The following is a 24,923-nucleotide window of genomic DNA, read 5'->3' as shown; positions in this document are numbered from 1 at the left end:
CGCGCTCGCCCGAACGGGCCCTCGACGGCGCGGTACGGGCCGGGCGCGGCGACCGCGCCGCGGGTCAGCTCACCGACCGCGTACGGCAGGCCAGGGACCGGATCGCCGCGGACCGGGCCACGGCCGCTCGGCTGCTCGGCGCGCAACGCGTCCAGGCCACGCGCCGGGCCACGGCCCGCGCGCAGATCGAGGCGCGCCTGGACGAGGCGCAGGAGGAACTGCGGCGGGCGCAGGCGCCGCAGGCCGTTCCGGCGAGCCGCGGCGACTGCGCGCAGGGCGACGTCGCCGGACTCGGCACCGCCACCGACCGGACCTGGGTGGCGCCCGTCGACCCGGCCCCCCTGTCGGCCGGGTTCGGCGCGGGCGGCGACCGCTGGGCGCACCGCCACACCGGGCAGGACTTCGCCGTCGACACCGGGACGACGGTACGGGCGGTCGGCGCGGGCACCGTGCTCTTCGTGGGCTGCGGCGACGGCTTCGGCAACCAGGTCATCGTCCGCCATCCGAACGGCTACTACACGCAGTACGCCCACCTCTCGCTGATCGGCGTCTCGCCCGGTGACGAGGTCGCGGCGGGCACGGCCCTGGGCCTGTCGGGTGCGACCGGGAACGTCAGCGGTCCGCACCTCCACTTCGAGGTCCGGGTCACGCCCCAGCTGGGCTCCGGCATCGACCCGATGCCGTGGCTGCACGCCCGCGGCGTTCACGTCTGAGCGGAGACGTCCTGCGCGCCGGGGTCCGGGGCGGCCGCGTCGCGCGGGACGAGGAACCGGTTCAGCGGCGGCTCCTGGGCCAGCACCGCACCGATCGTCACCGCGAACGTGACCGCCGCGCACACCGCGATCAGCCACGACAGCATGGCCAGGACCAGACCGAGCGAGCCGTACTCGCCGAGCGCCCGGTCGATCGCCCGCGGCATGTACAGCGGGGCGGTGAGCGCCAGCGCGCTGGTCGCGGCGGCGGCGAGCAGCGCACCCGGCAGCAGTTGCAGCCAGCCGATCCGCTTGGCGAGGAGGAGGTGCTGCGTCCACAGCCACATGCCCGCGCTCATCACGAAGTAGAGCGGAACGCCGAGCATGGCGCCCGTCCCGAACCCGGTGCGGATCGGGCCCTGGAGGAAGACCAGCACCAGCATCGTCAGGAGCCAGGCCACCCACCGCCAGGCCGCGATCCGGGTCGCGGCGCGGGGCAGCGCCCAGGCCCGCTCGCAGACCCGGGCCATCGCGCGGCTGAAGCTGGTCGCGGAGACCAGGGCGATCAGTACGCCGACGGCGCCGCTGGTCTCCCGCAGCCCGGTGTCGTCGGAGTGGCCGAGGACCTGGGCGAGTTCCTGGTCCGACGCGCCGGAGAGGCCGAACATCGCCCGCAGCGAGTCCTGGAGCTGTTCCCGCACGCCGCGCGGGGTGAACGCGGCGACGGCGAACAGCAGCGGGACGGAGGCCAGGAACGCCTGCGCCGCGAGCCGGGTCGCGGAGTCGAGCAGTTGACCCGAGACCAGCCGGCCGCTGAGTTCCGTGAGCACGGGGAAGCGCCGCTCGGCGCCGTCGCGCAGACGGTTGAGCCGGGTCGTCCACGCCATCCCGCCTCCTGACCACGGCCGCCTCGTGCGACGACGTCCGGGTGCGCGGACGGTGCTGAGAAGTATCACCTCCGGCTCCGGCCCCCGCATTCCGGGCGGCCGTCCGTTCGGAGCGGCCCGAATGGCGGGGTGACCAGGCCGCGACGATGCTGAACGCGACCGCCGTGGCCGGGTGGCAGTGGTGGCGAGCAGCGCGGGGCGACGGAGAGGGACATGCGGATGGCGACGGTCGACGCGGTCGCGGTGCGGCGGATGGCCGACACCCTTTTCATCGAGCGCGACCCGCGCAGCCCGAGCTCGACGCGGTTCTGGGGACTGCTGGTGCTCGCCGCGGTCATCGCGAGCGCCGGCGTGGTCGGCGACTCGACCGCCACCGTCATCGGCGCGATGATCGTCGCCCCGCTGATGACCCCGATCCTGGGCAGCGCCCTCGCCCTGGTCCTGGCCGACCGCGCGCAGGTGGTGCGGTGCGCGCTGCTCGTCCTGGGCGGCGCCCTCGCGGTGATCGCGATCGGCATGCTGCTGGGCTGGATCGCCGCGCCGCCCGACGCCTTCGCGTCGAACAGTCAGGTGTCCTCGCGGATCAGCCCCCGGCTGATCGACCTGCTGGCCGCGCTCGCCACGGGCACGGTCGGAGCCTTCGCGCTCGTCCGCGCCGACATCTCCGACACGCTGCCCGGCGTCGCCATCGCCATCTCGCTGGTGCCGCCCCTGGCGGTGACCGGGCTGCTCGTCACGGTCGGGCGTTACCACGACGCCTCGCAGTCGGCGCTGCTCTTCGCGACGAACGTGGCCGCGATCGTGGCGACCGGCACCGTCGTCTTCCTGGTGTACCGGGTGCGGGCCGTCGCGCAGGAGGGCGGGCTGCGGGTGGGCCGGTTCCACGGCAGCACGCTGGCGGCGGTGATCGTGCTGGTGGTGTTGATCGCGGTGCCGCTGACCACCGGCACGGTGACGGTCGCCCGGGACCGGTCCCTCGCGGCCGACGCCCGCCCGGTCGCCGAGCGGTGGGCCGCCGCGGGCCAGTGGGAGATCGCCTCCGTCGACGCCCGCAACGGCATCGTGGTCATCGGCGTCCTGGGCCTGCCGCCCCAGCCCGCGCCCACCGCGCTGCGCGCGGCCCTCGACCGCAACGGCATGCGCGACGCCGATCTGGAACTGCATCTGGTGGGCGGCCGGACCCACTGGTGTCCGGCGGACACGGACCGGTGCAGCGTGAAGGAGTCGTCCCGCAGCTGAGCCGGGGCCCGTCCGGCGGTACGCGCCGTGCGGGCCCCGGGCCGTCGTGCGTCAGGCGGGCAGCCGGTCCAGGAGCGCCGCGAAGTCGGTCCCGGCGGACAGCGTGCCGAAGGCCTGGCCGCGGTCGCCGGCGAGCCGGGAGGCGCAGAAGGCGTCGGCGACGGCGGCCGGGGCGTGCCGCACGAGGAGCGAACCCTGCAGGACGAGGGCGGCGCGCTCGATGACGCGGCGGGCGCGCAGCGGGGCGTCCTCGGTGAGGACGAGCTCGCCCTGCAGCTCCCGCCACGCCGTGTCGAGCCGCGCGTCGGCGCCGGCCGCCGCCTCGATCTCGGCACGGAACGCCGCCAGCGACTCCGGCTCGCGGGCCAGGGCGCGCAGCATGTCGAGGGCGTTCACGTTGCCCGAGCCCTCCCAGATGCCGTTGAGCGGGGCGTCCCGGTAGAGACGCGGCATGCCTGAGGCTTCGTCATATCCGTTGCCACCGAGGCATTCCAGTGCTTCGGCGACGGCGACGGGCTGCCGCTTGCACACCCAGTACTTGCCGACGGCGGTGGCCAGGCGCAGGAACGCGCGCTCGCCCGCGTCGCCGCGCTGGGCCCGGTCCGCGGCACCGGCCAGGCGCAGCGCGAGCGTCGTGGCGGCCTCCGACTCCAGGCTCAGGTCGGCCAGCACGTTGCGCATCAGCGGCTGGTCGACGAGCTTGGCGCCGAACACCGAGCGGTGCCGGGCGTGGTGGGCGGCCTGCGCGAGGGCGGCGCGGGTGCCCGAGGCGGAGCCGAGGACGCAGTCGAGCCGCGTCATCGTCACCATGTCGATGATGGTGCGCACGCCCTTGCCCTCGGGGCCCACGAGCCAGGCCACCGTGTCGTCGAACTCCGGCTCGCTGCTCGCGTTCGAGCGGTTGCCGAGCTTGTCCTTGAGCCGCTGGATGCGGAAGGTGTTGCGGCTGCCGTCCGGCAGGACCCGCGGCACCAGGAAGCAGGAGAGGCCGCCCGGCGCCTGCGCGAGCACCAGGAACAGGTCGTTCATCGGGGCGCTGGTGAACCACTTGTGGCCGCGCAACCGCCAGCTGCCGTCGGCCTGTTCGGCGGCGACCGTGGTGTTGGCGCGGACGTCGGTGCCGCCCTGCTTCTCCGTCATGCCCATTCCGGCGAGCAGCCCCGGCTTGTCGGCGGGCGTGCGCAGACCGGACTCGTAGACCCGGCTGGTCAGCAGCGGCTCGTAGACCTTCGCGAGGTCGGGGGAGTGGCGCAGCGCGGGGACGACGGCGTACGTCATGGAGATCGGGCAGCCGTGCCCGGCCTCGGTGCTGCTCCACACCATGAAGGAGGCGGCGCGGGCGACGTGGGCGCCCACCCGCTCGTCCGCCCAGGCGGCGCCCGCCAGGCCCTCGCTCACCGCCACGTCCATCAGCGCGTGGTAGGCGGGGTGGAAGTCGACCTCGTCGATCCGGTTGCCGTACCGGTCGTGGCTGCGCAGCACCGGCTCGTACGTGTTGGCCTGCTCGGCCCAGCGCTGCACCTCCTCGCTGCCCGCGCGGCGGCCGGTCCGGTGCAGGTCGTCGAGGCACCACTCGGCGCCCTCGCGGCGCACGCCCTCCAGCAGGACCGGGTCGTCGGCGACGTCGTGCCCGGTCAACGGCGGTGCCTGGTTGGTCACTTCGTGGGTGACGGCGGTGGGGTTGCTGGGCATGGGGCTCCTCCGGGGCAGCGGACGGGATTCAGTCGGTCGGGGCGCCGGCGCACCGCAGCGCCGCCGTGGTGAGGTCGGTCAGCAGGGCGTCGCCGGTGCTCGCGGCGGGGGCGCCCAGCGGGTCGACGAGCACCTCGCCGATCGCGCCGGTGAGCGCGGCCGCGGTGATCTCCGCGTTCTGCGGCGGCAGTTGGCCCGCCGCCACGCCCTCGCGGACCACTTCGGCCCACAGCGCCCGGTAGCGGCGCCGGAAGTCGAGGCGCTCGGCGCCCACCGCGGGCTCGGTCGGCGCGGCGAGCAGCGCGTAGGCCAGGCCCCGGTTCTCCAGGGCGCGGCGCGCGAAGACCTGGACGCCGCGGGCCAGCCGCTCGACAGGGTCGCCCGGCCCGTGCAGCACCTCGCCGAGCACCTCCACCTCGCGGCCCGCGGCGCGCCGGAACACCTCCACGGCGAGCGCCGCCTTGGACGGGAAGTGCTGGTACACCGAGCCGGCGGCGATGCCGGCCGCGCCCGCGACGGCGGTCACGGACGCCTGGGACCAGCCCACGTCCGCCACGACCGCGGTGGCGCAGGCGACGAGACGCTCCCTGGCGGCATCGAGCCGGCTGATTTCGGCTGGGGTCTTGCGGTAGGCCATGCATGAAGTGAACCATCATTCAGAACTTCACGCCAAGGCCGGTCACCGAACCGGCCGGCTCGTCAGGAGAACGTGATGCACCTCAGTGCCCTGCTGGACAGCGCTGTTCGCTCGGCCGGCGACAAGGAAGCCGTGGTCTACCGCGAACAGCGGTGGACCTACCGGGAATTCGCCGCGACGGCCCGCCGTGCCGCGACCGTGCTGCGCGAGGCGGGACTCGGGCCCGGAGACCGGCTCGCCGTGATGACCTACAACACCCCGGCCTTCCTGTTCGCCGCGTTCGGTGCCTGGTACGCGGGCGCCACCCTGGTCCCCGTCAACCACAAGCTGCAGACGGCCGAGGTCGAGCGCCAGCTGCGGCACTGCGGGGCGCGCCTCGCCGTCGTCGACGCCGAGATCGGCGAGCGCGCGACGGCGGCGGACGCGCGGGTGCGCTGGCTGGTCAGTCACCCGGATGCGGCCGGCGACGGCCCCGATGACTCCTTCGAGTCGCTCGTCGCCCGCGCCGAACCGTGGACCGGCGAGCCCGGCCCGGACGACGACATCGCGCAGATCCTCTACACCTCGGGCACCTCGGGAACCCCCAAGGGCTGCGTCCACACCCACCGGGGCGTCGCGCTGGCCGCCACCTACACGGCGGCCTCGATCCCGCTCCACCGCGACGAGCGCTTCCTGATCTGCATGCCGATCTGGCACGCCTCGCCGCTCAACAACTGGACGATGAGCACGCTGCTGCTCGGCGCCACGGTCGTGCTGCAGCGCGAGTACGAGCCCCGCGGCATGCTGGAGACCGTCGAACGGGAGCGCGTCACCGCCCTGTTCGGGGCGCCCATCGCCCTGATCGCGCCGGTCCAGGCCGTGCCGGACCTCGCGGACTTCGACCTGACGTCCGTCCGGGCGTGGATCTACGGAGCGGGGCCGCTGGACGCCGACACGGCCCGCCGGCTGATGAAGGCGTACGGGTCGGACGCGTTCCACCAGGTGTACGGGATGAGCGAGACCGGCCCCGTGGGGTCCTCGCTCTCCCCGGCCGAGCAGGTGGAGAAGGCCGGCTCGATCGGGCGCGGCGGCATGCCGGGCGTCGACCTGCGGGTGGTGCGGCCGGACGGGGCCGACGCGGAAACCGGGCAGACCGGCGAGATCTGGCTGCGGTCGGACACCCGGATGGTCGGCTACCTGGACGACCCGGCGGCCACCGCCGAGGTCTTCGCGGGGGACTGGTACCGCAGCGGCGACCTGGGACGGGTCGACGAGGACGGCTTCGTCACCGTCGTGGACCGGATGAAGGACGTGATCATCACCGGCGGCGAGAACGTCGCGTCGCAGGAGGTCGAGGGTGCCCTGCGCGGTCACCCGGACGTCCTCGACGTCGCCGTCGTCGGACGGCCGCACCCCCAGTGGGGCGAGACCGTGGTCGCCGTCGTCGTGCCGCGCGCGGACGCCGCACTCGACCTGGCCGGGCTGCGGGAGTGGCTGGAGCCACGGATCGCCCGCTACAAGATCCCGCGGGAACTGGCCCTGCGCACGGAACTGCCCCGCACGCCGTCCGGGAAGGTCACCAAGCACGTGCTGCGCGCCGAACTGGCCGGCTGACGGGGCCCCTCGTGCCCGGCGGGCGGCGCCCGCGTAGGGTCACGCCATGGCCGAGCAGCAGGTGGAGTCCGCACGCAGGGGACCGGGGCGCCCCCGGGAGGAACGGGTCACCCGGGCCGTTCTCGACGCCGTCGTCGACCTGGTCGCCGAGAGCGGCATGGGCTCGCTGACCATGGACGCCGTCGCGGCCCGCGCGGGCGTCAGCAAACCGGCCATGTACCGGCGCTGGTCGACCAAGCAGGACCTGATCATCGCCGCCGCCGAATCACGGATCGGGCCGTTGACCGTCCCCGACATGGGCGACTTCCGGGCCGAGCTGCGCGCCGTGCTGACCGCGCGCATGGAGGCGTACCGCAGGCCGGGCGTCGACCGGCTGCTCGCCGGTGTCATCGGCTCGGCGGCGGAGGCGGGTTCGGAGCGCGGGGCGTACCGCGCGTACACCGCCCGCGTGATGGCCGAGACCCGGCACCTGCTGGAGCGCGGCGTCGCCCGCGGCGACGTGCGCCCCGACGTCGACGTGGACGCCGCCGCCACGCTCGTCGCCGCGTCCCTCGTCTTCCGGATGGTCGGCGAGCAGCGGGTGCCGGACGAGGGGCTCGTCGACTCGGTCGTGGATCTCGTCGGCCGGGCGGTCGCCGCCCCTTCGTGACGCGTCGTCAGTTACGCGGCGCTGTCGTCCGATCACGCCCCCGCGATGCGGCTCACGCCGCGCCGCGGGGGCTTTTCCATGCGGCCGCGCACCCGCGGAAACTTCTTCTCCCCAACCCCTTGCCCCGGCCCATCTCAATATCGATACTGCCGGTTACGTAATTAGCTCCGCAGCTGGGAGGAACCACCATGGCCGCCACCGCGACCACCGCAGACGCCCCCGAGCCCGTACTCGACAAGCCGCTCATGCACTACGGCCGACGCGTCCTGGAGCGCCTCGCCCCGGGCACCGAGGCCCCGCGGTACCAGCTCCTCGACGTCACCCCGCTGACCCCGCACATCGGCGCCGAGATCGGCGGCGTCGACCTCGCCGCGCCGATCGGCGACGCACTCGCCGCGGAGCTGCGCCAGGCGCTCCTGGAGTGGAAGGTGATCTTCTTCCGCGACCAGACCGCCGTCGAGCCGCAGCACCACGTGGACCTCGCCGCGGTCTGGGGCCCGCCGGAGGCCAACCCGTTCTTCCCCAAGGCCGGGACGGCCGGCGTCTCCCGGCTCGCCAAGGACGCGACGGCCGTCGGCAACGAGAACATCTGGCACAGCGACCACTCCTTCATGGCCGCCCCCGCCCTCGGCTCCGTGCTGCGCGCGGTCGAGGTCCCGGCCGCCGGCGGCGACACGATGTGGGCGGACATGGCAGCCGCGTACGACAACCTCACCGACGCCATGAAGGAGCGCATCGAGGACCTCACGGCGGTCCACGACTGGGTGCCCAGCTGGGGATCGACGATGACGCGGGAGCAGATCGACCACTTCCGGGGCGACCTGCCGCCGGTCGAGCACCCCGTCGTGGTGCGCCACCCGCGCACCGGCCGCAAGACCCTCTACGTGAACGAGCCGTTCACCACGCACGTCGTCGGCCTCTCCGCCGCCGAGAGCCGTGCGCTCCTCGACGAACTGGTGCTGCAGGCGCGCGTCCCCGAGTTCCAGACCCGCTTCCACTGGACGCCCGGCTCCGTCGCGATCTGGGACAACATCGCGACCCAGCACTACGCGATCAACGACTACTTCCCGCAGCGCCGCGTGATGGAGCGCATCGCCATCGCGGGCGTCCCCCTCGCCTGACCGTTCGCCGACCGCTCCGCCGGCCGGTGTGCGGGGCACGGGCCACAGCGCCCCGCACGCCGGCGCCCCTCCGCTCGCCACCGCATCTTCGACGCACCACCGAATCTTCGACGCACCACCGCATCCGTCCCGGGAGGACCCATGACCGCGGTACCGACTGTGCCCCCGCAATCCGCCGGGACCGCGCAGGCCACCGGCAGCAGCAGCCGCGCCTGGATCGTCACCGGGCTGCTCGTGGTCTTCATGATGGTGAACTTCGCCGACAAGTCCGTGCTGGGTCTCGCCGCCGACGAGATCCGCGCCGACCTGCACCTGAGCGCCACTCAGTTCGGCCTCGCCAACAGCGCGTTCTTCCTGCTCTTCTCCGTCGCCGCCGTCCTCGTCGGCCTCGCCGCCGACCGGGTCTCGCCCAAGGTGCTGCTGCTGGCGATGGCCGTCCTGTGGTCCGTGGCGCAGGTGCCGGCCGCGATCGGCGGCGGCCTCGCCGTCCTGGTCGTCTCGCGGGTCTTCCTCGGCGCCGCCGAAGGGCCGGCGTTCCCCGTCGCCCAACAGGCCACGCTCGCCTGGTTCCCCGACCACCGGCGCAATCTGCCGGGCGCCCTGATCACCCTCGGCGTCACGCTCGGCGTCATCGTCTCCGCACCCGGCCTGTCCTGGCTGATCCAGCACCACGGCTGGCGCGCCGCCCTGTGGGTGCTCGCCGGGGCGGGCCTCGTCTGGGCGGTCGCCTGGGCGCTGCTCGGCGCGGACGGCCGGCACCGGGCGGCAGGAACGGACAGGGCGGGCGGGGCGAGTGTGCCGGACACGGGCGGGCCCGCCCTCCCGTACCGGAAGATCTTCGCGAGCCGCACCTGGATCGGCGCCACCCTCGCCTACTTCACCAGCTACTGGACCGTCGCCCTGATGCTGGTGTGGCTGCCCTCCTACCTGCGCAACGCACTCGACTACTCCGCGGACGCCGCGGGCACGGTCGTCATCGCGCCCTGGGCCGTCGGCGCCGTCGCGCTGCTCGCCCAGGCGGGCATCACCGGACGCCTGATGCGGCGCGGCGTCGGCAGCCGGCGCGCCCGCGGTCACGTCGGCGGCTGGCTCCTCGCGATCGGCGCGTTCTGCTGCCTGGCCGTCCCCCTGGTCGACGGCGCCCCCGCCAGGACCGTCCTGATCGCCCTCGGCTTCGGCTGCGGCGGCTCGTACGCGACCGTCGCCGCGACCACCGTGGCCGAACTCGCCCCGGCGTCCCGCAGCGGAGGCGCCCTCGGCGCCATGAACGCCGTGGTCACGGCCGCCGGTCTCGCCGCGCCCGCCGTCGTCGGCGCGCTCGTCGACGCCCGGGGCACCCTCGGCTACCAGGACGCGGTCCTGCTCTCGGGAGCACTGCTCGCCGCCGGCGCCGTGGCATCCTTCCTGCTCGTCGACCCGGCGCGGGACCGCGCCCGGCTCGGCCTCTGAACCCGACAAGTCCCCCCACCACACCAGGAGTTGAACCCTTGAACGCCGCACCGGCAGTACCGGACACCACCGCCCTGGACCGCGCCGTCGCCGACCTGCGCGAGCACGCCGCGTCCTGGACCGGCACCGCCCTGGCCGAGCGGATCGACCTGCTGGAACGGATGCTGCCCCGGATCGCCGACGGAGCCCGGGCGACGGTCGCCGACGCCGCCCGCGCCAAGGGCTACGACGCCACGTCCCCCTGGGCGGCCGAGGACTGGATCACCGCACCCTGGGCGCTCGCCCAGACCGTCACCGCGTACCTCCACGTGCTGCGCCGCATCGCCGCGGGACACGACCCGATCGACGCCCGCGCCGTGCGCAGCCGCGACGGCCGCACGATCGTCGACGTCTTCCCCGCCACCGGCACCGACCGCCTCCTCCTGAACGGCTTCACCGCCGAGGTGTGGACCCTGCCGGGCACCACCCGCGAGCAGGTCCTGGCGCGCGCGGCGCGGGAGTACCGGGGCGCCGCCGGCGACCCGGTCGTGGCGCTCGTCCTCGGCGCCGGGAACGTCGCGGCGATCACCCCGCTCGACATCCTGCACAAGCTCTACGCGGACGGGCAGGTCGTCCTCGCCAAGATGAACCCGGTCAACGCCTACCTGCGCCCGCACTTCGAGAAGGTCTTCGCCGAGTTCGTCGACCGGGGCTGGGTCAGGTTCGCCGACGGCGGCGCCGCCGAAGGCGCCTACCTCACCACCCACGACGGCATCGACACCCTCCACGTCACCGGCAGCGACCGCACCCACGACGCCATCGTCTGGGGCACCGACGACCAGGCCGAGCAGCGGCGCCGCGACGACACCCCGCTCACCACCAAGCCGTTCACCAGCGAACTGGGCGGCGTGAGCCCCTGCATCGTGACGCCCGGGCCCTGGAGCGCCGCCGACTTCCGCTTCCAGGCCGAGCACGTCGTCACCAGCAAGATGAACAACTCCGGCCACAACTGCGTCGCCAGCCAGATCCTCGTCGTCCCGCGCGACTGGGACGGCACCGAGCGGCTGCTCGCCGAGATCCGCCGGGTGCTGCGCGAACTCCCGCCGCGCAGCGACTACTACCCGGGCGCAGGGGACCGGCTCGGCGCGGTCGCCGCGGCGCACGCCGACGCCGAGGTGCTCGGCGCGGACGGCTGCCGGGTCCTCGTCCCGGAGATCGAGGGCATGGACGACCCGATGCTCCACGACGAGGTGTTCGCCAGCGCGCTCGGAGTGGTGCGGCTGCCCGGCGCCGACCCGGCCGCGTTCCTGCGCGCCGCCACGGAGTTCGCCAACGACCGGCTCCCCGGCACCCTCGGCGCCACCCTGCTCGTCCACCCCAGGACCGAGCGCACCCACCGGGCCGCCGTCGACGAGGCCGTCGCCGCGCTGCGCTACGGCACGCTCGGCGTCAACTGCTGGTCCGCGTTCGGCTTCCTCCTCGGCTACACGCCGTGGGGCGCCTTCCCCGGCCACACCCGGCAGGACATCGGCAGCGGCACCGGCTTCGTGCACAACGCCTTCCAGCTGGAGGACGTGGAGAAGACGGTGCTGCGGGCCCCCTTCGCCCCCGCGCCCCGCGGCCTGTTCACCGGCTCGCCGTCCCTGTCGCCGCGCCCTCCGTACTTCGTCACGAACCGCACGGCCCGGACGACACTGGAACGCCTGACGGACTTCACCACGGCGCCGCGGCTCACCAAGCTGCCGGGGATCTTCGCGTCGGCACTGCGGGGCTGACGACGACGGGCGGCGGGGGCCGGTGCGGGCCAAGGGCGAAGGACCCCGGTCCGCGCCGCGCCAGGCTCGCCGGACCGGGGCCGGGACCGGCATAGTTCGGGGGCGCGAGGGGCCTCGGTCCACTGCCGGGCCCGTGACCCGCACCCTGAGGAGGCGCTCACCATGTCCGACCTCGACAGCCAGGTCCCCTACTGGGACGGCGTGGCGGCCACGAAGACGTTCACGCACCCGCTCCACCTGCCCTGGCTCGACGGGAGTGCCGGTACGGGCGCGGCCGGTGAGCACGCCGCGATCCTGGACTACGGGTGCGGGTACGGCCGCGCCATGGAGGAGCTCGCCCGGCACGGCTTCGACCGGCTCACGGGCGTCGACACCTCGCCCGGCATGATCGACCGGGCCCGCGCCCTGCACCCCGCCCTGCGGTTCGCGACGCTCGACGCACCGCCCCGGTCGCCCTTCCCCGACGCCGAGTTCGACGTGGCCCTGCTCCTCGCCGTGCTGACCTGCGTACCCGGCGACGCGGCACAACGGCAGCTGATCGCCGAGCTGCACCGCGTGCTCAGGCCCGGCGGACTCCTCTACGTCAGCGACCTGCCGCTCCAGGACGACGAACGCAACCGCACCCGGTACCGCGCCGAAGCGGAACGCTTCGGCACCTACGGCGTGTTCGAGACCAGCGACGGCGCCGTCTGCCGGCACCACACCCGTGCGTGGCTCGACACCCTGCTCACCGGATTCGACACCGTCGCCACCCGAACCGTCCCCCTGCGCACGATGAACGGGGGGCAGGCGACGGGACTCCAGATCCTCGTGCGCAAGCCCGCCCCGTGACCACCCTTCGGACGGTTGCCGCGAACGCCTCAACTCGGGCGCGGGGGACTGCGTCCCCCATGCCAGGGAACACGTGACTCGACAGTCGTGTCGAAGCACCGGATCAAGGAGAGGCAGACAGGCATGGAGATCTCCGGCATCTTCACCGCGATCGTGGTCGGCATCGTGATCGGCATCCTGGGGCGCCTGGCCATTCCCGGCCGCCAGCGCATCGGCATCCTCTGGACGATCCTGGTGGGCGTCCTCGCGGCACTGGTCGGCACGGCCGTCGCGGGCGCCTTCGACGTCGCCGACACCAAGGGCGTCGACTGGATCGAACTGGCCATCCAGATCGGCCTCGCCGCCGTGGGCGTCGTGGGCGTGGAGCGGCTCAAGGGCCGCCGCTGAGCGGCGGGCACCGCCGGTCACCTGACGCGGCGGGCCGGGAGCGTGCAGGCGTGGAGCAGGTACTCGCACGGTCCGCGCCGCAGCACCCGGGTCCAGGCCGTGGCGACGGCCATCGCCGTCCCGGCGAAGAGGAGGAGGGCGAGCAGCGCCGGGCCGGTCGCATCCGGCATGCCGACGACGCGGATCGCGAGGATGTGCAGGACGTACGCGCTGAGGGCGGTCATCCCCACCGCCGTGACGGGGGTGGCCAGCCGGGTCAGGCGCGGCATCCGGGACGTGACCGTGAGGCAGGCCGCGACGACGAGCAGCGCGACACCGGTGTTGCCGAGGACGGAGAACGTCGTCTGGCTGTGCGGCACCGCGACGAGCAGCCAGTCGGCGGGCGTCCGGTCGATGACGTAGCCGACCGTGTCGGACCACCAGGCCGTCGACGCGGAGCCGCCGTCGGTGGCCGCGTCGATCGTGGGCAGGGCGCCCGGCACGGAGTGCAGGGCCAGCCACGAACCCCCGTAGCCGACTACGGCCAGCGCGCCACCGCAGCCGAGCAGCCGCGCCCGGGTCCGCGCCGAACCGAGGTCGAGGCGGCCGAGCGCCATGCCCGCGAGCATGAACGGCAGCCAGGTGAGCACCGGGTACTCGCCGGTGAAGAACAGTTCCAGCACGCCGTCCGTGTCGGTCAGACGGGCGAGCGGATCGTGGGCGACGACGGCGTCCGCCCAGCTTCCGCCCTCGATCGACTGCCGTATCAGGTACAGGACTTGGGGCAGCACCAGCGCCGCGGCCGCGGCGAGGAGCGCGAGAGCGCGGACGCCCAGCCGGCGCAGCGGCAGGACGAGGAGGAAGAGCAGGCCGTAGAAGGAGAGGATCACGTCGACGTCGGTGTCGAGGGCGGTCAGCGCGTAGCCCACCGCCATCAGGACCACGGCCCGGATGACGATCCGGGCCCGGGCCTGCCGGCCGGCCCGCCCGGTCCGCGGTCGCGGCCGGCCGGTGATCAGGACGAGGGAGAAGCCGGCGAGCACCGCGAACAGCGCGGCGGAGCGGCCGCGCGCGACTTCCAGGACGGAGCCGAGCGGCCCGCCGATCGTCGGATCGGGGCCGACGTGGGCGGCGTACATGCCGAGGACGGCGAGCCCCCGGGCCAGGTCGATGCCGACGAGCCGCCCGGCCGACGCCGTGCGCGGGGGCACGGGGGGCACGGGCGGCGGGGGAGCCGGGGCGGTGGACACGTTCCATGACGCTTGTCGGGTCATGACGCTCAGGATCGGGACGCCGCGGTTCCGGGCCCATCGGGCAGGTGGCTGGAGTTGCCCCCGCCGCCCGGCGGGTCGGCCGCGGGGCGGAACCGGCCGGGGGCGCCGGCCGTCGTAACGGTCCAGAGGTGGTCCGGCGAGAGGCGGAGCACAGATGATCCGGGTTCTGGTGGTCGACGACGAGGCCATGATCCGCACGGGGTTCCGGCACATCCTGGAGTGCGTCGACGACATCGACGTGGTGGCGGCCGTGTCCGGCGGCTCGGCGGTCCGCACCGCCCGGGAGACGCGCCCCGACGTGGTCCTGCTCGACATCCGGATGCCGGACGTCGACGGGCTCACCGTCCTGGCCGAACTGCGCAGGCTGCCGGACCCGCCGGTCGTCGCGATGCTCACCACCTTCGACATGGACGAGTACGTGGCCACCGCCCTGCGCGAGGGCGCGTCCGGATTCCTGCTGAAGGACACCGACCCCGAGCAACTCCCCTACTCCCTACGTTCGTTGGCGGAGGGCGGCGTCGTCCTGTCGGCGAAGGTCACCCGTACCGTCGTCGACGGGTTCCTGGACACCGAACCGTACGGCCCGGCCACCGCCGGGGTCGCCCGCCTGACCGATCGCGAGCGCGCCGTCCTGATGCTGGTCGCCGACGGACTGTCCAACGTCGGCATCGCGGAGCGGATGCACCTCAGCGCCGCGACCGTCAAGGACCACGTGAGCGCCGTGCTGAACAAACTGGAGGTCGGCAGCCGCGTGCAGGCGGCGCTGCTCGCCGAACGCGCCGGACTGCTGCGCGAGGCGGCCCCGCCGGCCGAGGGGCGCTGAGGGATGAGTCCTCATCGGCTGGTCCATGTGCTGCTCGGCGTGATCCCGGTGCTCGTCGCGCTGCTGGACGTCCAGGTCCACATCCACGAGGACCACCGATTCCAGCTGGCCTGCGGGCTGCTCGGCGTGTGCGCGCTCGCGCTGCGCCGCACGTTTCCGGCGCTGACCTATCTGCTCACGCTGCCGTCCGCCCTCTTCACGGACGCGGTACTGGCCCCGCTCATCGCCCTGTACACGCTCGCCTCGCTCTCCCGGCACCGCGTGCTGCTGGGCGGCTGCGCCCTGGCGTTCGCCGTCAGCGACACCATCTGGTGGTCGTGGCCGACCCCGGAGTTCCTCGACCTCACGGACCGCTCGGAGCTGATCACGGCGACCTACAGCATGGCGACGGCCGCCGCGCCCGTCTTCCTCGGCCAGCTCGTGCAGGCCCGGCGCGAACTGGCCCTGCGGCTCGCGGAGATCACCGCCTCCCGCGCGAAGGAACGGCGGCTGCTCGCCGACAGCGTCGTCGCCGTGGAGCGGGCGCAGCTGGCCAGGGAGATGCACGACGTCGTCTCCCACCAGGTCAGCCTGATCGCCGTACGGGCCGGGGCGCTGCAGATGAGCGCCCGCGATCCGGAGACGAGACAGAGCGCGGCCGACATCCGGCGGCTCGGCGTGCAGACCCTGGACGAGCTGCGCCACATGGTCGGCGTCCTGCGCGCGGCCGGCAGCAGACCCACGGAACTCACCCCGCAGCCCTCGCTCGCCGATCTGCGCAGACTGGTCGACGCCGGTGACATCGAGGCCGACCTGCGCACCGAGCTGCCCGAAGGGCTGCCGCCCACGGTCCAGCGGGCCGTCTACCGCACGGTCCAGGAGGCCCTGACCAACGTGCGCAAGCACGCCCCCGGCGCACCGGCCACGATCCGCGTCGGACGGACCGGGGACACCGTGTACGTGCAGGTCACCAACCCGCCGTCGGACCGCCCCGCCCTCCGTCTCCCCGGTGCGCGGCACGGCCTGACCGGTCTGCGCCAGCGGGCCGCGCTGCTGGGTGGCACCGTCGCGGCGGGCCCCACGGACGACGGCGGTTTCGCGCTCCGCATGGAGATCCCGGCACCGCACCCGCAGTGAAGAATCTGTGACGTTATACCCTTATATGTCCCATTAGGTGCGCGAGGCGCCGGCCGTGGAGGAGCGAGCGCGGAAGGGGGATCAGCAGGAAGGTCGGCAGATGGTGGACACCGGTGTGCCCGGTGGCGGCACGGGACTCGTTCCCGCGTACCCGGCGGACGGCAGACGGGGCTCGCTGCGGGTGGTCGGACTGCTCCTCGCGGCGGTCGCCGCCCTGTACGTGGTCGCGCCCGCGGTGCACTCGGCCGCCGTCCCCCAGATCCGCGCCGTGCTGGGCCTCAGCGCCGAGCACGAGGTGTGGGCGCGCGTCGTGGGCACCTCGCTGGCGGTACTGACGCTGGTGGTCGCGGGCCGGGTCGGAGACCTGCGCGGGCGGCGCTCCGTACTGCTGCTGTCCTTGGGCGTGCTCACCGGCGGATGCGCGCTGCTCGCCGTCGCGTTCGACGCCTGGTCCTACGTGCTCGGCCGGATCGTCGTCTCGATGGCCCTCGCCGCCGTCTTCGTCAGCTGCCTCGCGCTCCTGTCGACCGTGTACCTGCCCGGCCGGATCCGCAAGGTGCTGGGCGGCTGGCTGGCCGCGATGTCGGTGGGCTTCGTGCTCGCCGTGAACCTCGCGCCGCGCGTGGCGACCGCGACCGGCTGGCGGCTCGCGGCCGGGGCCATGGCCGTCGCGGCGGGCGCCGCCCTGCTGCTGGTGCGGCGCTACGTCCCCGAACCCTTCCCGCTGACCCGCCGCCCGGTCCCGGACCGGCTGCGCGCGCTGAGCCTGGTCGCGTTCGGCCTGTTCGCCCCGGCGGCACTGCAACTGGCACCCCTGTGGGGCTGGTCGGACGTCCGCGTCGGCGTCCTCCTGGTCGCCGCCACGCTCGCGCTCGTCGTGGCGCGGCTGCGCTGCCCCGTGCTGCCGGACGGATCGTGCGCCGGGACGCTGACCGTGGGCCTCGCCCTCGGCTTCACCCAGGTCGTCCTGGCGGTGGCGCTGCCGGTGCTCGCCCTGGGGCAGGGCGGCACCCCGCGGTCGGCCGCCTTCGTCCTGTCGGCCTTCGGCGTCGGCGGCGCCGCGGGCTGTCTGCTGGTGCGCCGCCGCCCGGTCTCCCCGGTCACCGGCTCCTCGCTCGGACTGCCGCTCGCCGCGCTCGGCCTGGTCAGGCTGCAGGCGGGCCTCGGCCACGCGTCCGTTTCCCTGGCGGTCGGATACGTCGTGGTCGCCGTGGTCGGCTTCGGCGTCATGCTGGCCGCGACGCCCCAGATGGCGCGCTACCTCGCGGCCGTGCCCCGCACGCACCTCGGCACCAGCGCCGCCCTGCTCCCGGCCTCCATCCTGCTCGGGACCGCCGCCGCGCAGGCCGTGCCGTACGCCGCCGCGATCGACGGCGCACCGCTGCCCGCCGACGCCCGCCAGCTGCTGCGCATCGGCACGATCGTGCTCGCGGTCGCGGCGCTGCTCCTCGGGCGGATCGCCGTCTCGGTGGCCGTGGCCACCGCCGCCGGACTCCAGTACCTGCTGGTGCGCACCGGCGCCGGCGACTCGGGCACCCTGATCGCCGCGCTGGCCCTGGGCGCCGCCGCGGGCGCCCTCGTCTGGTCGCGCCGCGAGCAGTCGGAGCGGCTGGCCCGGCTGAGCCAGACCGCGCGCACGCTCCAGCACGCCGTCCTGCATCCCATCCCGACGACCCTGGGCCGGCTCCGGCTGGCGAGCCTGTACCGGCCCGCCACCGCGGACACCGGCGTCGGCGGCGACTTCCTGGAGGCCCTGCACACCCCGTTCGGCACACGCATCCTCATAGGCGACGTGCGCGGCAAGGGGTTGCAGGCGGTCCGCACGGTCACCGACCTGCTCGGCTGCTTCCGCAGTCAGGCCTACGAGACGGAGGACCTCGGCGAACTCGCGGCCCGGCTCGACCGGCAGGTGCTGCGGGTCGCCGCCGCGCGCGGGGACGACGAGCTGTTCGCCACGGCGCTGCTCCTGCAGCACGACGGCGCCGCTCCGGGCGTCCAGGTCGTCAACTGCGGCCATCTGACGCCCCTCGCGGTGACCCCCTCCGGCGTCACCGAGGTCGACGTACCCGCCCAACTGCCCCTGGGATTCGGCGCGTTGGGTGCCGGCTCGCCGATCGCCCCGCACACCCTGCGGCTCGGCCCCGAGGCTACGCTGGTGGCGCACACCGACGGACTGAGCGAGGCGAGGAACTCGAGCGACGAGTTCTACCCGCTCGCCGAGCGGCTGGCCGAGGCGGAGTACGGCACGCCGGACCACCTGGTCCGCCATCTCGACGACGGGGTGCGCGACTGGACGCACCACCTGGTGGACGACATCGCGATCATCGCGCTCCGGCTCGCCGAGACGCCACCCTCGCCCCGCGAGGGTCCGAAATGCGGAGAAACGCACCACAAGTGATACTTCACTCCACCATCAAGGTGATGCCGGAAGGGGACCCATGGACGACTACCCGCTGCTCGACGTCTTCCTCACCATGCTGTTTCTGTTCCTCTGGGTCATGTGGTTCTTCCTGCTCTTCCGCGTCGTCACGGACGTCTTCCGCGACGACGAGATGAGCGGCTGGGGCAAGGCGGGATGGGTGATCTTCTGCATCCTCCTCCCGTTCCTGGGAGTTCTCGCCTACGTCGTCGTGCGGGGCCGCGGCATGGGGCAGCGCGACGTCAAGCAGGCCCAGGAGAGGGAAGCCGCGTTCAAGGACTACATTCGCAAAACCGCCGCGGGCGATCCCGAGCAGCCTTCGAACGTCGACGAACTGTCCCGGCTCGCGGAACTGCACCGCTCCGGTGCCCTGTCCGACGAGGAGTTCGGCCGGGCCAAGACGAAACTCCTCGCCTGACCCGGCCGTCGTCGGGTCTCAGCCCGCGCCGTACTCCACACAGGCGTCGGTCAGCCAGGCGGCGAGGTACCCGGCGAAGGACGACCTGACGAGGAGCCACGCCTGCCGGGGACCCGCCTCGCGGACGACGAGCGTGACACCTGCCTGCGCGAGCAGCGTGGTGTGGCAGGTGCCGGCCGGGGCGGCGCCCGGACCCAGGTCGAGGGCGCAGCCGTGCGCGAGGACGTCGGGCAGCAGATCGCCGGCGAGCGCGAGCACCGTGCGCTGCGCCGACGTGTCGGTGACCGAGCCGAACGCGTCGCCGATCGCCGCCCGCAGCCCGGCGGTCAGCTCCGCGGCACGGTCGGGCGCCGCCACGAGCAGCCACTCGTCGGGCCCGAGCCAGAGCACCTCGACCTCCGCGTCCAGGTGCGCGGTGCAGGGGCTGGGCAGCGGATGACCGAGGTACTCGGCCACGGCCCGCGCCGCGGCGCCGCCCGGCGCCGCCCGCAGGGTGAGCTGCGTGCGGAACGGGACTTCGCGGGCGCTCAGGCCCGGCGGGAGGGCCGGGTCCCACGCGGCCAGCGGGCTGGTCCGGGCGGGGCGGAGCGAGCTGTCAGCCGTCACGGCGGGCGCCCTCCTTGTCGTAGAGAACGGGTTCGGCGACCGTCACCGCGACGGTGCGGCCGTCCAGCGGCACGTACAGCGTCTCGCCGACGCGCTCGCTGCCGGAGCGCAGCAGCGCGAGGGCGAAGGTGCGCTCCAGGGCGGCGCTGCGGTAGCTGGAGGTGACGTGCCCGAGCATCGGGACCGGCGGTGCCGGGATCGTCTCGGTGGCGATGATCTGGGCCCCTTCGGGCAACAGCGTGTGCCCGTCGACGGACAGCAGGGCGACGAGCTGCTTGCGGTCGGCGCGCAGGTTCTCCGCCCGGTCGAAGGACCGCCTGCCGACGAAGTCCTTCTTCTTCCTGGAGACCACCCAGCTCATGCCGAGGTCCTGCGGGGTGACCGTGCCGTCGGTGTCCTGCCCGATGATCGGGTACGCCTTCTCGGCGCGCAGCACGTGCATGGTCTCCGTGCCGTACGGGGTGATGCCCAGCGGCCGCCCCGCGTCGTACAGCGCCTGCCAGACCGACGTGGCGTACCAGGACGGCACGTTGACCTCGTAGGCGAGTTCGCCGGAGAAGCTGATCCGGCACACCCGTGCCCCGACGCCCGCGACGACCGTGTCGCGCCAGCTCATGAACGGGAAGGCGTCCGCGGTCACGTCCAGGCCGTCGGTCACGGCGGCGAGCACGTCGCGCGAGCGCGGGCCGACCAGGGGGATCGTGGCCCAGTGCTCGGTCACCGAGGTGAGGTGGACGCGCAGCTGGGGCCACTCGGTCTGGAGCCACTCCTCCATCCATTCGAGGACCTTCGCCGCGTTGCCCGTGGTGGTCGTGAGGAGGAACTCGCCGTCCGAGACGCGCAGGACGGTCCCGTCGTCCAGCACCATGCCGTCGACGCCGCACAGCACGCCGTACCGGATCCGGCCCGGCTTCAGCGTGCTCATCACGTTCGTGTAGAGCCGGTCGAGGAAGAGGCCCGCGTCCGGCCCCTGCACGCTGATCTTGCCGAGGGTGGAGCCGTCCATCATCGCCACGCCGGTGCGCGCCGCCCGGCACTCGCGCCGCACGGCGTCGTCCATGGTCTCCCCGGGCAGCGGGTAGTACCTGGGCCGCTTCCACTGGCCGACGTCCTCGAACAGGGCGCCGTGCTCCCGGTGCCAGGCGTGCAGCGCGGTCACCCGTACCGGGTCGAACAGGTCGCCCCGGTCGCGGCCCGCGAACGCCGCGAAGGCCACCGGCTGCACCGGCGGCCGGAAGCTCGTGGTGCCGAGCTCCGCCACGTCGGTGCCCAGCGCCTCGGCGACGATGCCCGAGGCGAGGATCCCCGAGGTGCGGCCCTGGTCGTGGGCCGTGCCGACGGTGGTGAACCGCTTGACGTGCTCGACCGACCGCAGCCCCGCACCGGTCGCCCGGAACACGTCGCTGACCAGTGCGTCGCGCTGCAGGTCGACGAATTGCGCCGCACCGTCCACGCCGTCGCGCGGACTGGGCACCCGCCACAACTCCAGGGCAGGGTGCGGCAGTTCGGTATCCGCCGCCGGTACGGGCACCGGTGCCACGGCGATGTCGAGGGCGGTCAGGGCCGCGGTCGCCGCGGCGATGCCGTCGGCCAGGCACGCGCCGAGCGTGCGCAGCCCGTCCGCGGCGCCGGCCGTGCGGACGGCGGCGAGCGGGCCGCGGGGCACGAACGTGGCGAGCCCGGCGTCGTAGCGGAGTGTGCCGCGCGCCTGGCTGAACAGGGCCACGGCCGGGTTCCAGCCGCCGGAGACGAGCAGCACGTCGCAGTCGACGCCATGGCGTCGGGCGCCCCGGCCGCCGCGCTCGGCGACGTGGACGCGCGAGACGCGGTCCACGCCGCTCGTGCCGGTGACGACATGGCCGGCGTGCACGGGAATGCCGCGTTCGGCGCAGGCACGGGACAGCCGCCCGGGGACCGTGGGCCTGGCGTCGACGACCGCCGCCACCTCGACGCCCGCGTCGGCGAGGTCGAGCGCGGCGTCGTACGCGCTGTCGTTCGTCGTGAAGACGGTGGCCCGGCGGCCGACGAGGACGCCGTACCGGTGCAGATAGGTGCGGGCCGCGGAGGCGAGCATGATGCCGGGCCGGTCGTTGTCGTCGAAGGCGACCGGGCGCTCGGTGGCGCCGGTCGCGTACACGACCTGCCGGGCCCGGATGCGCCGGACCCGCTGCCGGGCCAGGTGCCGCGGGGCGGCGGCGCCCAGGTGGTCGGTGCGCTTCTCCAGGGCCAGGACGAGGTGGTCGTCGTAGTGGCCGAAGGCGGTGGTGCGGGTGAGGAGCGTGACGTTCGGGGCGGCGGCCAGGCGCCGGGTCGCCGCGTCCACCCACTCCTGGGCGGGGCGGCCGTCGATGTGCTCCCGGGTGCCGAGCAGGCTGCCGCCGCACTCCGGTGCGCTGTCGAGCAGGACGACCCGGGCGCCGGTGTCCGCGGCGGTCAGTGCCGCCGCGAGACCGGCCGGTCCCGCGCCGACCACCAGGAGTTCGGCGTGCAGGTGCTGGGCGTCGTAGCGGGCCGGATCGGGCGTGGCGGCGAGCCTGCCCCGGCCGCCGAGACCGCGCGCGACCAGCCCGTCGTACAGCTCGACGGTGGTGGCGGTGAGCATCGGCTCGGGGAACGGCGCCTCGATCTGCACCAGCGCGTTGGGCTCCTCGGCACCGGCGGCCACGATGCCGCGCGGCCGCCCGTACGTGATGCCGGTCGCCACCCGGTGGACGCCGTTGGCCAGCAGCGCGGAGGCGAGCGTGTCGCCGGGGTGCCCGGTGTACGCCGTGCCGTCGAAGGTGAACGCGAGGGTGGCGGAGCGGTCCACGCGGCCGTGGCCCGCCACCCGGAAGGGAGTGCTGCTCATGCGCCGGCCTCCTGGCCCTGTCGCGACCGGTCGCCCAGCGGGTTCGGGGCGCCGACGGGATACACGGAGAGGAACGCGTGACTGGCCGTGTCCCGCACGGCGTTGAACCAGCGGCGGCAGCCCGCGGTGTGCGCCCAGCGTTCCGCGAAGGGCCCCTTCGGGTTGTCGCGGAAGAAGACGTAGGCGGCCCACTGCTCGTCGTCGAGGGCGGCGGGGTCCTCGGGGTGGGGCACGTGGGCCTGGCCGCCGTAGTGGAACTCGGTCTCTTCCCGGGGCCCGCACCAGGGGCAGGGGATGAGCTGCATGGCTGACTCCTAGCGAGGGGTTCAGTGCGCGACGGCGGCGGCGCCGTGCTCGTCGACGAGGGCGCCGGTGGTGAACCGGTCGAGGGTGAAGGGCGCGTTGGTGGGGTGCGGTTCCCCGGTGGCCACGGTGTGGGCGAAGGCCCAGCCCGCCCCGGTCGTCGCCTTGAAACCGCCGGTGCCCCAGCCGCAGTTGAGGTACAGGTCCTCGATCGGGGTGAGGCCCACGATGGGCGAGGCGTCCGGAGTGGTGTCGACGATGCCCGCCCAGGTGCGCAGCAGGTGGGCGCGCGCGAAGACGGGGAAGAGTTCGAGCGCCGCCGCCATCTGCCGCTCGATGATGTGGAAGGCGCCGCGCTGTCCGTACCCGTTGTAGCTGTCGATGCCGGCGCCCATCACGAGCTCGCCCTTGTGGGCCTGGGACACGTACACGTGCACCGCGTTGGACATCACGACCGTCGGATGGACGGGTTCGAGCAGCTCCGAGACGAGGGCCTGCAGCGGATGGCTCTGCAGCGGAAGCCGCAGCCCGACCATGGCGGCCAGCACCGAGGTGTGCCCGGCCGCCGCGAGCGCGACCTTCCCCGCGGCGATCCGGCCGCGCGTGGTGCGCACCCCGGTGACCCGGCCGCCGCTCACGTCGATGCCGGTGACCTCGCAGTTCTGGATGAGGTCGATGCCGTACGCGTCCGCGCGCCGGGCGAACCCCCAGGCCACGTAGTCGTGCTTGGCGATGCCGGCGCGCGGCTGGTAGGTGGCGCCGTGCACGGGATACCGCACGTCGGGGCTGACGTTGACGATGGGGCAGACCTTGGCGACCTCGTCGGGCTCCAGCCACTCCGCGTCGATGCCGTTCAACTGGTTCGCGTACACGCGGCGTTTGCTGTCGCGGACGTCCTGGAGGTCGTGCGCCAGGTTCAGTACGCCGCGCTGGCTGAACAGGATCGGATAGTCGAGCTCCTCCGCCAGCGTCTCCCACAGTTTGAGCGAGTGCTCGTAGATGCCCGAGCTCTCGTCCCACAGGTAGTTGGAGCGGATGATCGTGGTGTTGCGGGCCATGTTCCCGCCCGCGAGCCATCCCTTCTCCAGCACGGCGATGTTCGTGATGCCGTGGTTCCTGGCGAGGTAGTAGGCGGTGGCGAGACCGTGGCCGCCGCCGCCCACGATCACCACGTCGTAGGACGGCTTGGGATCGGCGTCGCGCCACAGGAAGTCGGGGTGGTCGGGCAGGGCGCGTGCGTCGCGGGTCATGGAGGACTCCTTGAGAGCCGACTGATGGCGCACTGATATATCAGCGAGTCCCGGGAACGCTAGCGGGCGCCGCACGGCCCGTCAACGGGGGTGGGGGAGGGAAGGCGGGCCTGACCGGTAACTGATATATCAAAAGGGTCCTACGCTACAGTTGCCGCCCGACCCGGGGCGTTCCAAGGGAGACTCGCATGGCCGCTGGCACCGCCGCTGACCTAGCCGCCGACGGGCCGGCGAGCGGGGCGACGCTCGCCGAGCAGGCGTACCGGGCGATCACCGACCAGCTCGTCACCCTGCGGATCCGCCCCGGCGCCCCGGTGCACGACGCCCGCCTGGCCGAGGAGCTGGGACTCGGCCGCACTCCCGTGCGCGAGGCCCTGAAACGGCTGGAGACCGAGCGGCTGATCGTCGCCTACCCGCGGCGCGGCACCTTCGCCACCGAAGTGCAGATCGCGGATCTCGGCCACATCTCCGAGGTGCGACAGCAACTCGAACCACTGGCCGCGTCCCTCGCCGCCCGCCGCGCCACGGCCGCCGACCGGGAGCGGCTGACCGGATTCCTCGCCCGCCTCGAACCGGCCCCGGGGACGACGGACGACGACACCGAACTGCTCCGCCTCGACATGGCCGTCCACCGAGCCGTCTACGCGGTCACGCACAACCCCTACCTCGAAGCCACGCTCATCGGCTACGACAACCTGGCCACCCGCATCTGGTGCCTCTTCGTCGACCGCCTCGACGGCCTCGACCAGCACGTGCACGAGCACGGGCCGATGCTGCGGGCGGTCATCGAGGGCGACGCCCCGAAGGCCGCGGCGCTCGCCGCCGAGCACGTCGACAACTTCGAGCGCGCGATCCGCTCACTGATCTGAGGCCTGCGCCTCCCGGGGCGACGCCGCCACGTTCGCCCGGACTTCTCCTGGCTGTCACCTGAACTCTGCCTGCGGAGGGTACGGAAG

22 protein-coding genes are annotated in these 24,923 nt (G+C 73.9%); 14 read left to right on the top strand and 8 right to left on the bottom strand.

All coding sequences use genetic code 11. The annotated features are described in order from the left end of the window. Positions 1–713: M23 family metallopeptidase (locus RBJ77_RS16730; RefSeq protein WP_372345762.1), on the top strand; the 713-nt coding region annotated here is incomplete at its 5' end. Here RBJ77_RS16730 and RBJ77_RS16725 read toward each other — a convergent pair. Further along, entirely contained in the window at positions 704–1,579 is an 876-nt protein-coding gene (locus RBJ77_RS16725) for a YhjD/YihY/BrkB family envelope integrity protein (protein ID WP_372345761.1), read from the bottom strand. The two genes, RBJ77_RS16730 and RBJ77_RS16725, sit on opposite strands and share 10 nt — an antisense overlap. Positions 1,580–1,792: 213 nt before the next feature. Between RBJ77_RS16725 and RBJ77_RS16720 the strand changes: the two genes are divergently transcribed. Next, a complete protein-coding gene (locus RBJ77_RS16720) occupies positions 1,793–2,818 on the top strand; it encodes a DUF389 domain-containing protein (protein ID WP_372345760.1) in 1,026 nt (341 codons plus the stop codon). Between the two features lie 51 nt (positions 2,819–2,869). On the opposite strand, the gene RBJ77_RS16715 is transcribed toward RBJ77_RS16720, so the two are convergent. Beyond that, positions 2,870–4,510, bottom strand: a complete 1,641-nt coding sequence (locus RBJ77_RS16715) for an acyl-CoA dehydrogenase family protein (RefSeq protein ID WP_372345759.1) — start codon at positions 4,508–4,510, stop codon at positions 2,870–2,872. A 28-nt stretch (positions 4,511–4,538) separates the two neighbouring features. Further along, entirely contained in the window at positions 4,539–5,147 is a 609-nt protein-coding gene (locus tag RBJ77_RS16710; protein WP_372345758.1) for a TetR/AcrR family transcriptional regulator, read from the bottom strand. A gap of 75 nt (positions 5,148–5,222) precedes the next feature. Here RBJ77_RS16710 and RBJ77_RS16705 point away from each other — a divergent pair, with 75 nt between their 5' ends. From RBJ77_RS16705 to RBJ77_RS16675, 7 genes are all read left to right on the top strand, one after another. Beyond that, positions 5,223–6,740 carry a class I adenylate-forming enzyme family protein gene (locus RBJ77_RS16705; RefSeq protein ID WP_372345757.1) on the top strand — a complete coding sequence of 506 codons (1,518 nt, stop codon included), beginning with the start codon at positions 5,223–5,225 and terminating at the stop codon, positions 6,738–6,740. Positions 6,741–6,786: 46 nt separating this feature from the next. Further along, complete coding sequence (locus RBJ77_RS16700) at positions 6,787–7,389, top strand: TetR/AcrR family transcriptional regulator (RefSeq protein WP_372345756.1); 603 nt, start codon at positions 6,787–6,789, stop codon at positions 7,387–7,389. A gap of 188 nt (positions 7,390–7,577) precedes the next feature. Next, positions 7,578–8,510 carry a TauD/TfdA dioxygenase family protein gene (locus RBJ77_RS16695; RefSeq protein ID WP_372345755.1) on the top strand — a complete coding sequence of 311 codons (933 nt, stop codon included), beginning with the start codon at positions 7,578–7,580 and terminating at the stop codon, positions 8,508–8,510. A gap of 141 nt (positions 8,511–8,651) precedes the next feature. Then, the gene (locus RBJ77_RS16690) at positions 8,652–9,959 is read left to right on the top strand and encodes an MFS transporter (protein WP_372345754.1); all 1,308 of its coding nucleotides are present in this window, start codon (positions 8,652–8,654) and stop codon (positions 9,957–9,959) included. Between the two features lie 38 nt (positions 9,960–9,997). After that, entirely contained in the window at positions 9,998–11,713 is a 1,716-nt protein-coding gene (locus tag RBJ77_RS16685; protein ID WP_372345753.1) for an aldehyde dehydrogenase family protein, read from the top strand. Positions 11,714–11,875: 162 nt separating this feature from the next. After that, positions 11,876–12,544 carry a class I SAM-dependent methyltransferase gene (locus RBJ77_RS16680; protein WP_372345752.1) on the top strand — a complete coding sequence of 223 codons (669 nt, stop codon included), beginning with the start codon at positions 11,876–11,878 and terminating at the stop codon, positions 12,542–12,544. Positions 12,545–12,667: 123 nt separating this feature from the next. Beyond that, positions 12,668–12,931, top strand: a complete 264-nt coding sequence (locus tag RBJ77_RS16675; protein WP_372345751.1) for a GlsB/YeaQ/YmgE family stress response membrane protein — start codon at positions 12,668–12,670, stop codon at positions 12,929–12,931. Between the two features lie 17 nt (positions 12,932–12,948). Here the strand turns inward: RBJ77_RS16675 and RBJ77_RS16670 are convergent, their stop codons facing one another. Further along, on the bottom strand, positions 12,949–14,184 hold the full coding sequence (locus RBJ77_RS16670; protein WP_372345750.1) for a heparan-alpha-glucosaminide N-acetyltransferase domain-containing protein: 1,236 nt from the start codon (positions 14,182–14,184) through the stop codon (positions 12,949–12,951). 154 nt (positions 14,185–14,338) lie between these two features. Between RBJ77_RS16670 and RBJ77_RS16665 the strand changes: the two genes are divergently transcribed. The 4 genes from RBJ77_RS16665 (at position 14,339) to RBJ77_RS16650 (ending at position 18,960) form a co-directional block, all read left to right on the top strand. Continuing rightward, a complete protein-coding gene (locus tag RBJ77_RS16665; RefSeq protein ID WP_372345749.1) occupies positions 14,339–15,007 on the top strand; it encodes a response regulator in 669 nt (222 codons plus the stop codon). Between the two features lie 3 nt (positions 15,008–15,010). Next, on the top strand, positions 15,011–16,123 hold the full coding sequence (locus RBJ77_RS16660) for a sensor histidine kinase (RefSeq protein ID WP_372345748.1): 1,113 nt from the start codon (positions 15,011–15,013) through the stop codon (positions 16,121–16,123). A gap of 100 nt (positions 16,124–16,223) precedes the next feature. Next, entirely contained in the window at positions 16,224–18,521 is a 2,298-nt protein-coding gene (locus tag RBJ77_RS16655) for an MFS transporter (RefSeq protein WP_372345747.1), read from the top strand. Positions 18,522–18,561: 40 nt separating this feature from the next. Beyond that, entirely contained in the window at positions 18,562–18,960 is a 399-nt protein-coding gene (locus RBJ77_RS16650; RefSeq protein WP_372345746.1) for an SHOCT domain-containing protein, read from the top strand. A gap of 18 nt (positions 18,961–18,978) precedes the next feature. On the opposite strand, the gene RBJ77_RS16645 is transcribed toward RBJ77_RS16650, so the two are convergent. The 4 genes from RBJ77_RS16645 to RBJ77_RS16630 are packed head-to-tail and all read right to left on the bottom strand — an operon-like array spanning position 18,979 to position 23,967. Beyond that, entirely contained in the window at positions 18,979–19,566 is a 588-nt protein-coding gene (locus RBJ77_RS16645; protein WP_372345745.1) for a sarcosine oxidase subunit gamma, read from the bottom strand. Beyond that, entirely contained in the window at positions 19,556–22,414 is a 2,859-nt protein-coding gene (locus tag RBJ77_RS16640; protein WP_372345744.1) for a 2Fe-2S iron-sulfur cluster-binding protein, read from the bottom strand. Before RBJ77_RS16640 ends, RBJ77_RS16645 begins: the two co-directional genes overlap by 11 nt. Next, positions 22,411–22,719, bottom strand: coding sequence for a sarcosine oxidase subunit delta (locus RBJ77_RS16635; RefSeq protein WP_372345743.1), 309 nt, complete (start codon positions 22,717–22,719; stop codon positions 22,411–22,413). Before RBJ77_RS16635 ends, RBJ77_RS16640 begins: the two co-directional genes overlap by 4 nt. 21 nt (positions 22,720–22,740) lie before the next feature. Then, positions 22,741–23,967 (bottom strand): sarcosine oxidase subunit beta family protein, encoded by a 1,227-nt coding sequence (locus tag RBJ77_RS16630; RefSeq protein WP_372345742.1) that lies wholly within the window; start codon positions 23,965–23,967, stop codon positions 22,741–22,743. Between the two features lie 188 nt (positions 23,968–24,155). On the opposite strand from RBJ77_RS16630, the gene RBJ77_RS16625 reads away from it, so the two are divergent. Then, positions 24,156–24,836 carry a GntR family transcriptional regulator gene (locus RBJ77_RS16625; RefSeq protein ID WP_372345741.1) on the top strand — a complete coding sequence of 227 codons (681 nt, stop codon included), beginning with the start codon at positions 24,156–24,158 and terminating at the stop codon, positions 24,834–24,836. The last annotated feature ends 87 nt before the right edge of the window (positions 24,837–24,923 follow it).

Source organism: Streptomyces sp. KL116D, from assembly GCF_030766975.1.
Classification (GTDB): domain Bacteria; phylum Actinomycetota; class Actinomycetes; order Streptomycetales; family Streptomycetaceae; genus Streptomyces; species Streptomyces longispororuber_A.
This window is presented reverse-complemented; position numbering and strand designations above follow the sequence as displayed.

Bases quoted from the DNA above. Each gene is read 5' to 3' on its own strand.
- RBJ77_RS16725 (WP_372345761.1), bottom strand. From the start codon at position 1,579: ATGGCGTGGACGACCCGGCTCAACCGTCTGCGCGACGGCGCCGAGCGG.
- RBJ77_RS16720 (WP_372345760.1), top strand. From the start codon at position 1,793: ATGCGGATGGCGACGGTCGACGCGGTCGCGGTGCGGCGGATGGCCGAC.
- RBJ77_RS16715 (WP_372345759.1), bottom strand. From the start codon at position 4,510: ATGCCCAGCAACCCCACCGCCGTCACCCACGAAGTGACCAACCAGGCA.
- RBJ77_RS16710 (WP_372345758.1), bottom strand. From the start codon at position 5,147: ATGGCCTACCGCAAGACCCCAGCCGAAATCAGCCGGCTCGATGCCGCC.
- RBJ77_RS16705 (WP_372345757.1), top strand. From the start codon at position 5,223: ATGCACCTCAGTGCCCTGCTGGACAGCGCTGTTCGCTCGGCCGGCGAC.
- RBJ77_RS16700 (WP_372345756.1), top strand. From the start codon at position 6,787: ATGGCCGAGCAGCAGGTGGAGTCCGCACGCAGGGGACCGGGGCGCCCC.
- RBJ77_RS16695 (WP_372345755.1), top strand. From the start codon at position 7,578: ATGGCCGCCACCGCGACCACCGCAGACGCCCCCGAGCCCGTACTCGAC.
- RBJ77_RS16690 (WP_372345754.1), top strand. From the start codon at position 8,652: ATGACCGCGGTACCGACTGTGCCCCCGCAATCCGCCGGGACCGCGCAG.
- RBJ77_RS16680 (WP_372345752.1), top strand. From the start codon at position 11,876: ATGTCCGACCTCGACAGCCAGGTCCCCTACTGGGACGGCGTGGCGGCC.
- RBJ77_RS16675 (WP_372345751.1), top strand. From the start codon at position 12,668: ATGGAGATCTCCGGCATCTTCACCGCGATCGTGGTCGGCATCGTGATC.
- RBJ77_RS16670 (WP_372345750.1), bottom strand. From the start codon at position 14,184: ATGACCCGACAAGCGTCATGGAACGTGTCCACCGCCCCGGCTCCCCCG.
- RBJ77_RS16665 (WP_372345749.1), top strand. From the start codon at position 14,339: ATGATCCGGGTTCTGGTGGTCGACGACGAGGCCATGATCCGCACGGGG.
- RBJ77_RS16660 (WP_372345748.1), top strand. From the start codon at position 15,011: ATGAGTCCTCATCGGCTGGTCCATGTGCTGCTCGGCGTGATCCCGGTG.
- RBJ77_RS16655 (WP_372345747.1), top strand. From the start codon at position 16,224: ATGGTGGACACCGGTGTGCCCGGTGGCGGCACGGGACTCGTTCCCGCG.
- RBJ77_RS16650 (WP_372345746.1), top strand. From the start codon at position 18,562: ATGGACGACTACCCGCTGCTCGACGTCTTCCTCACCATGCTGTTTCTG.
- RBJ77_RS16640 (WP_372345744.1), bottom strand. From the start codon at position 22,414: ATGAGCAGCACTCCCTTCCGGGTGGCGGGCCACGGCCGCGTGGACCGC.
- RBJ77_RS16635 (WP_372345743.1), bottom strand. From the start codon at position 22,719: ATGCAGCTCATCCCCTGCCCCTGGTGCGGGCCCCGGGAAGAGACCGAG.
- RBJ77_RS16630 (WP_372345742.1), bottom strand. From the start codon at position 23,967: ATGACCCGCGACGCACGCGCCCTGCCCGACCACCCCGACTTCCTGTGG.
- RBJ77_RS16625 (WP_372345741.1), top strand. From the start codon at position 24,156: ATGGCCGCTGGCACCGCCGCTGACCTAGCCGCCGACGGGCCGGCGAGC.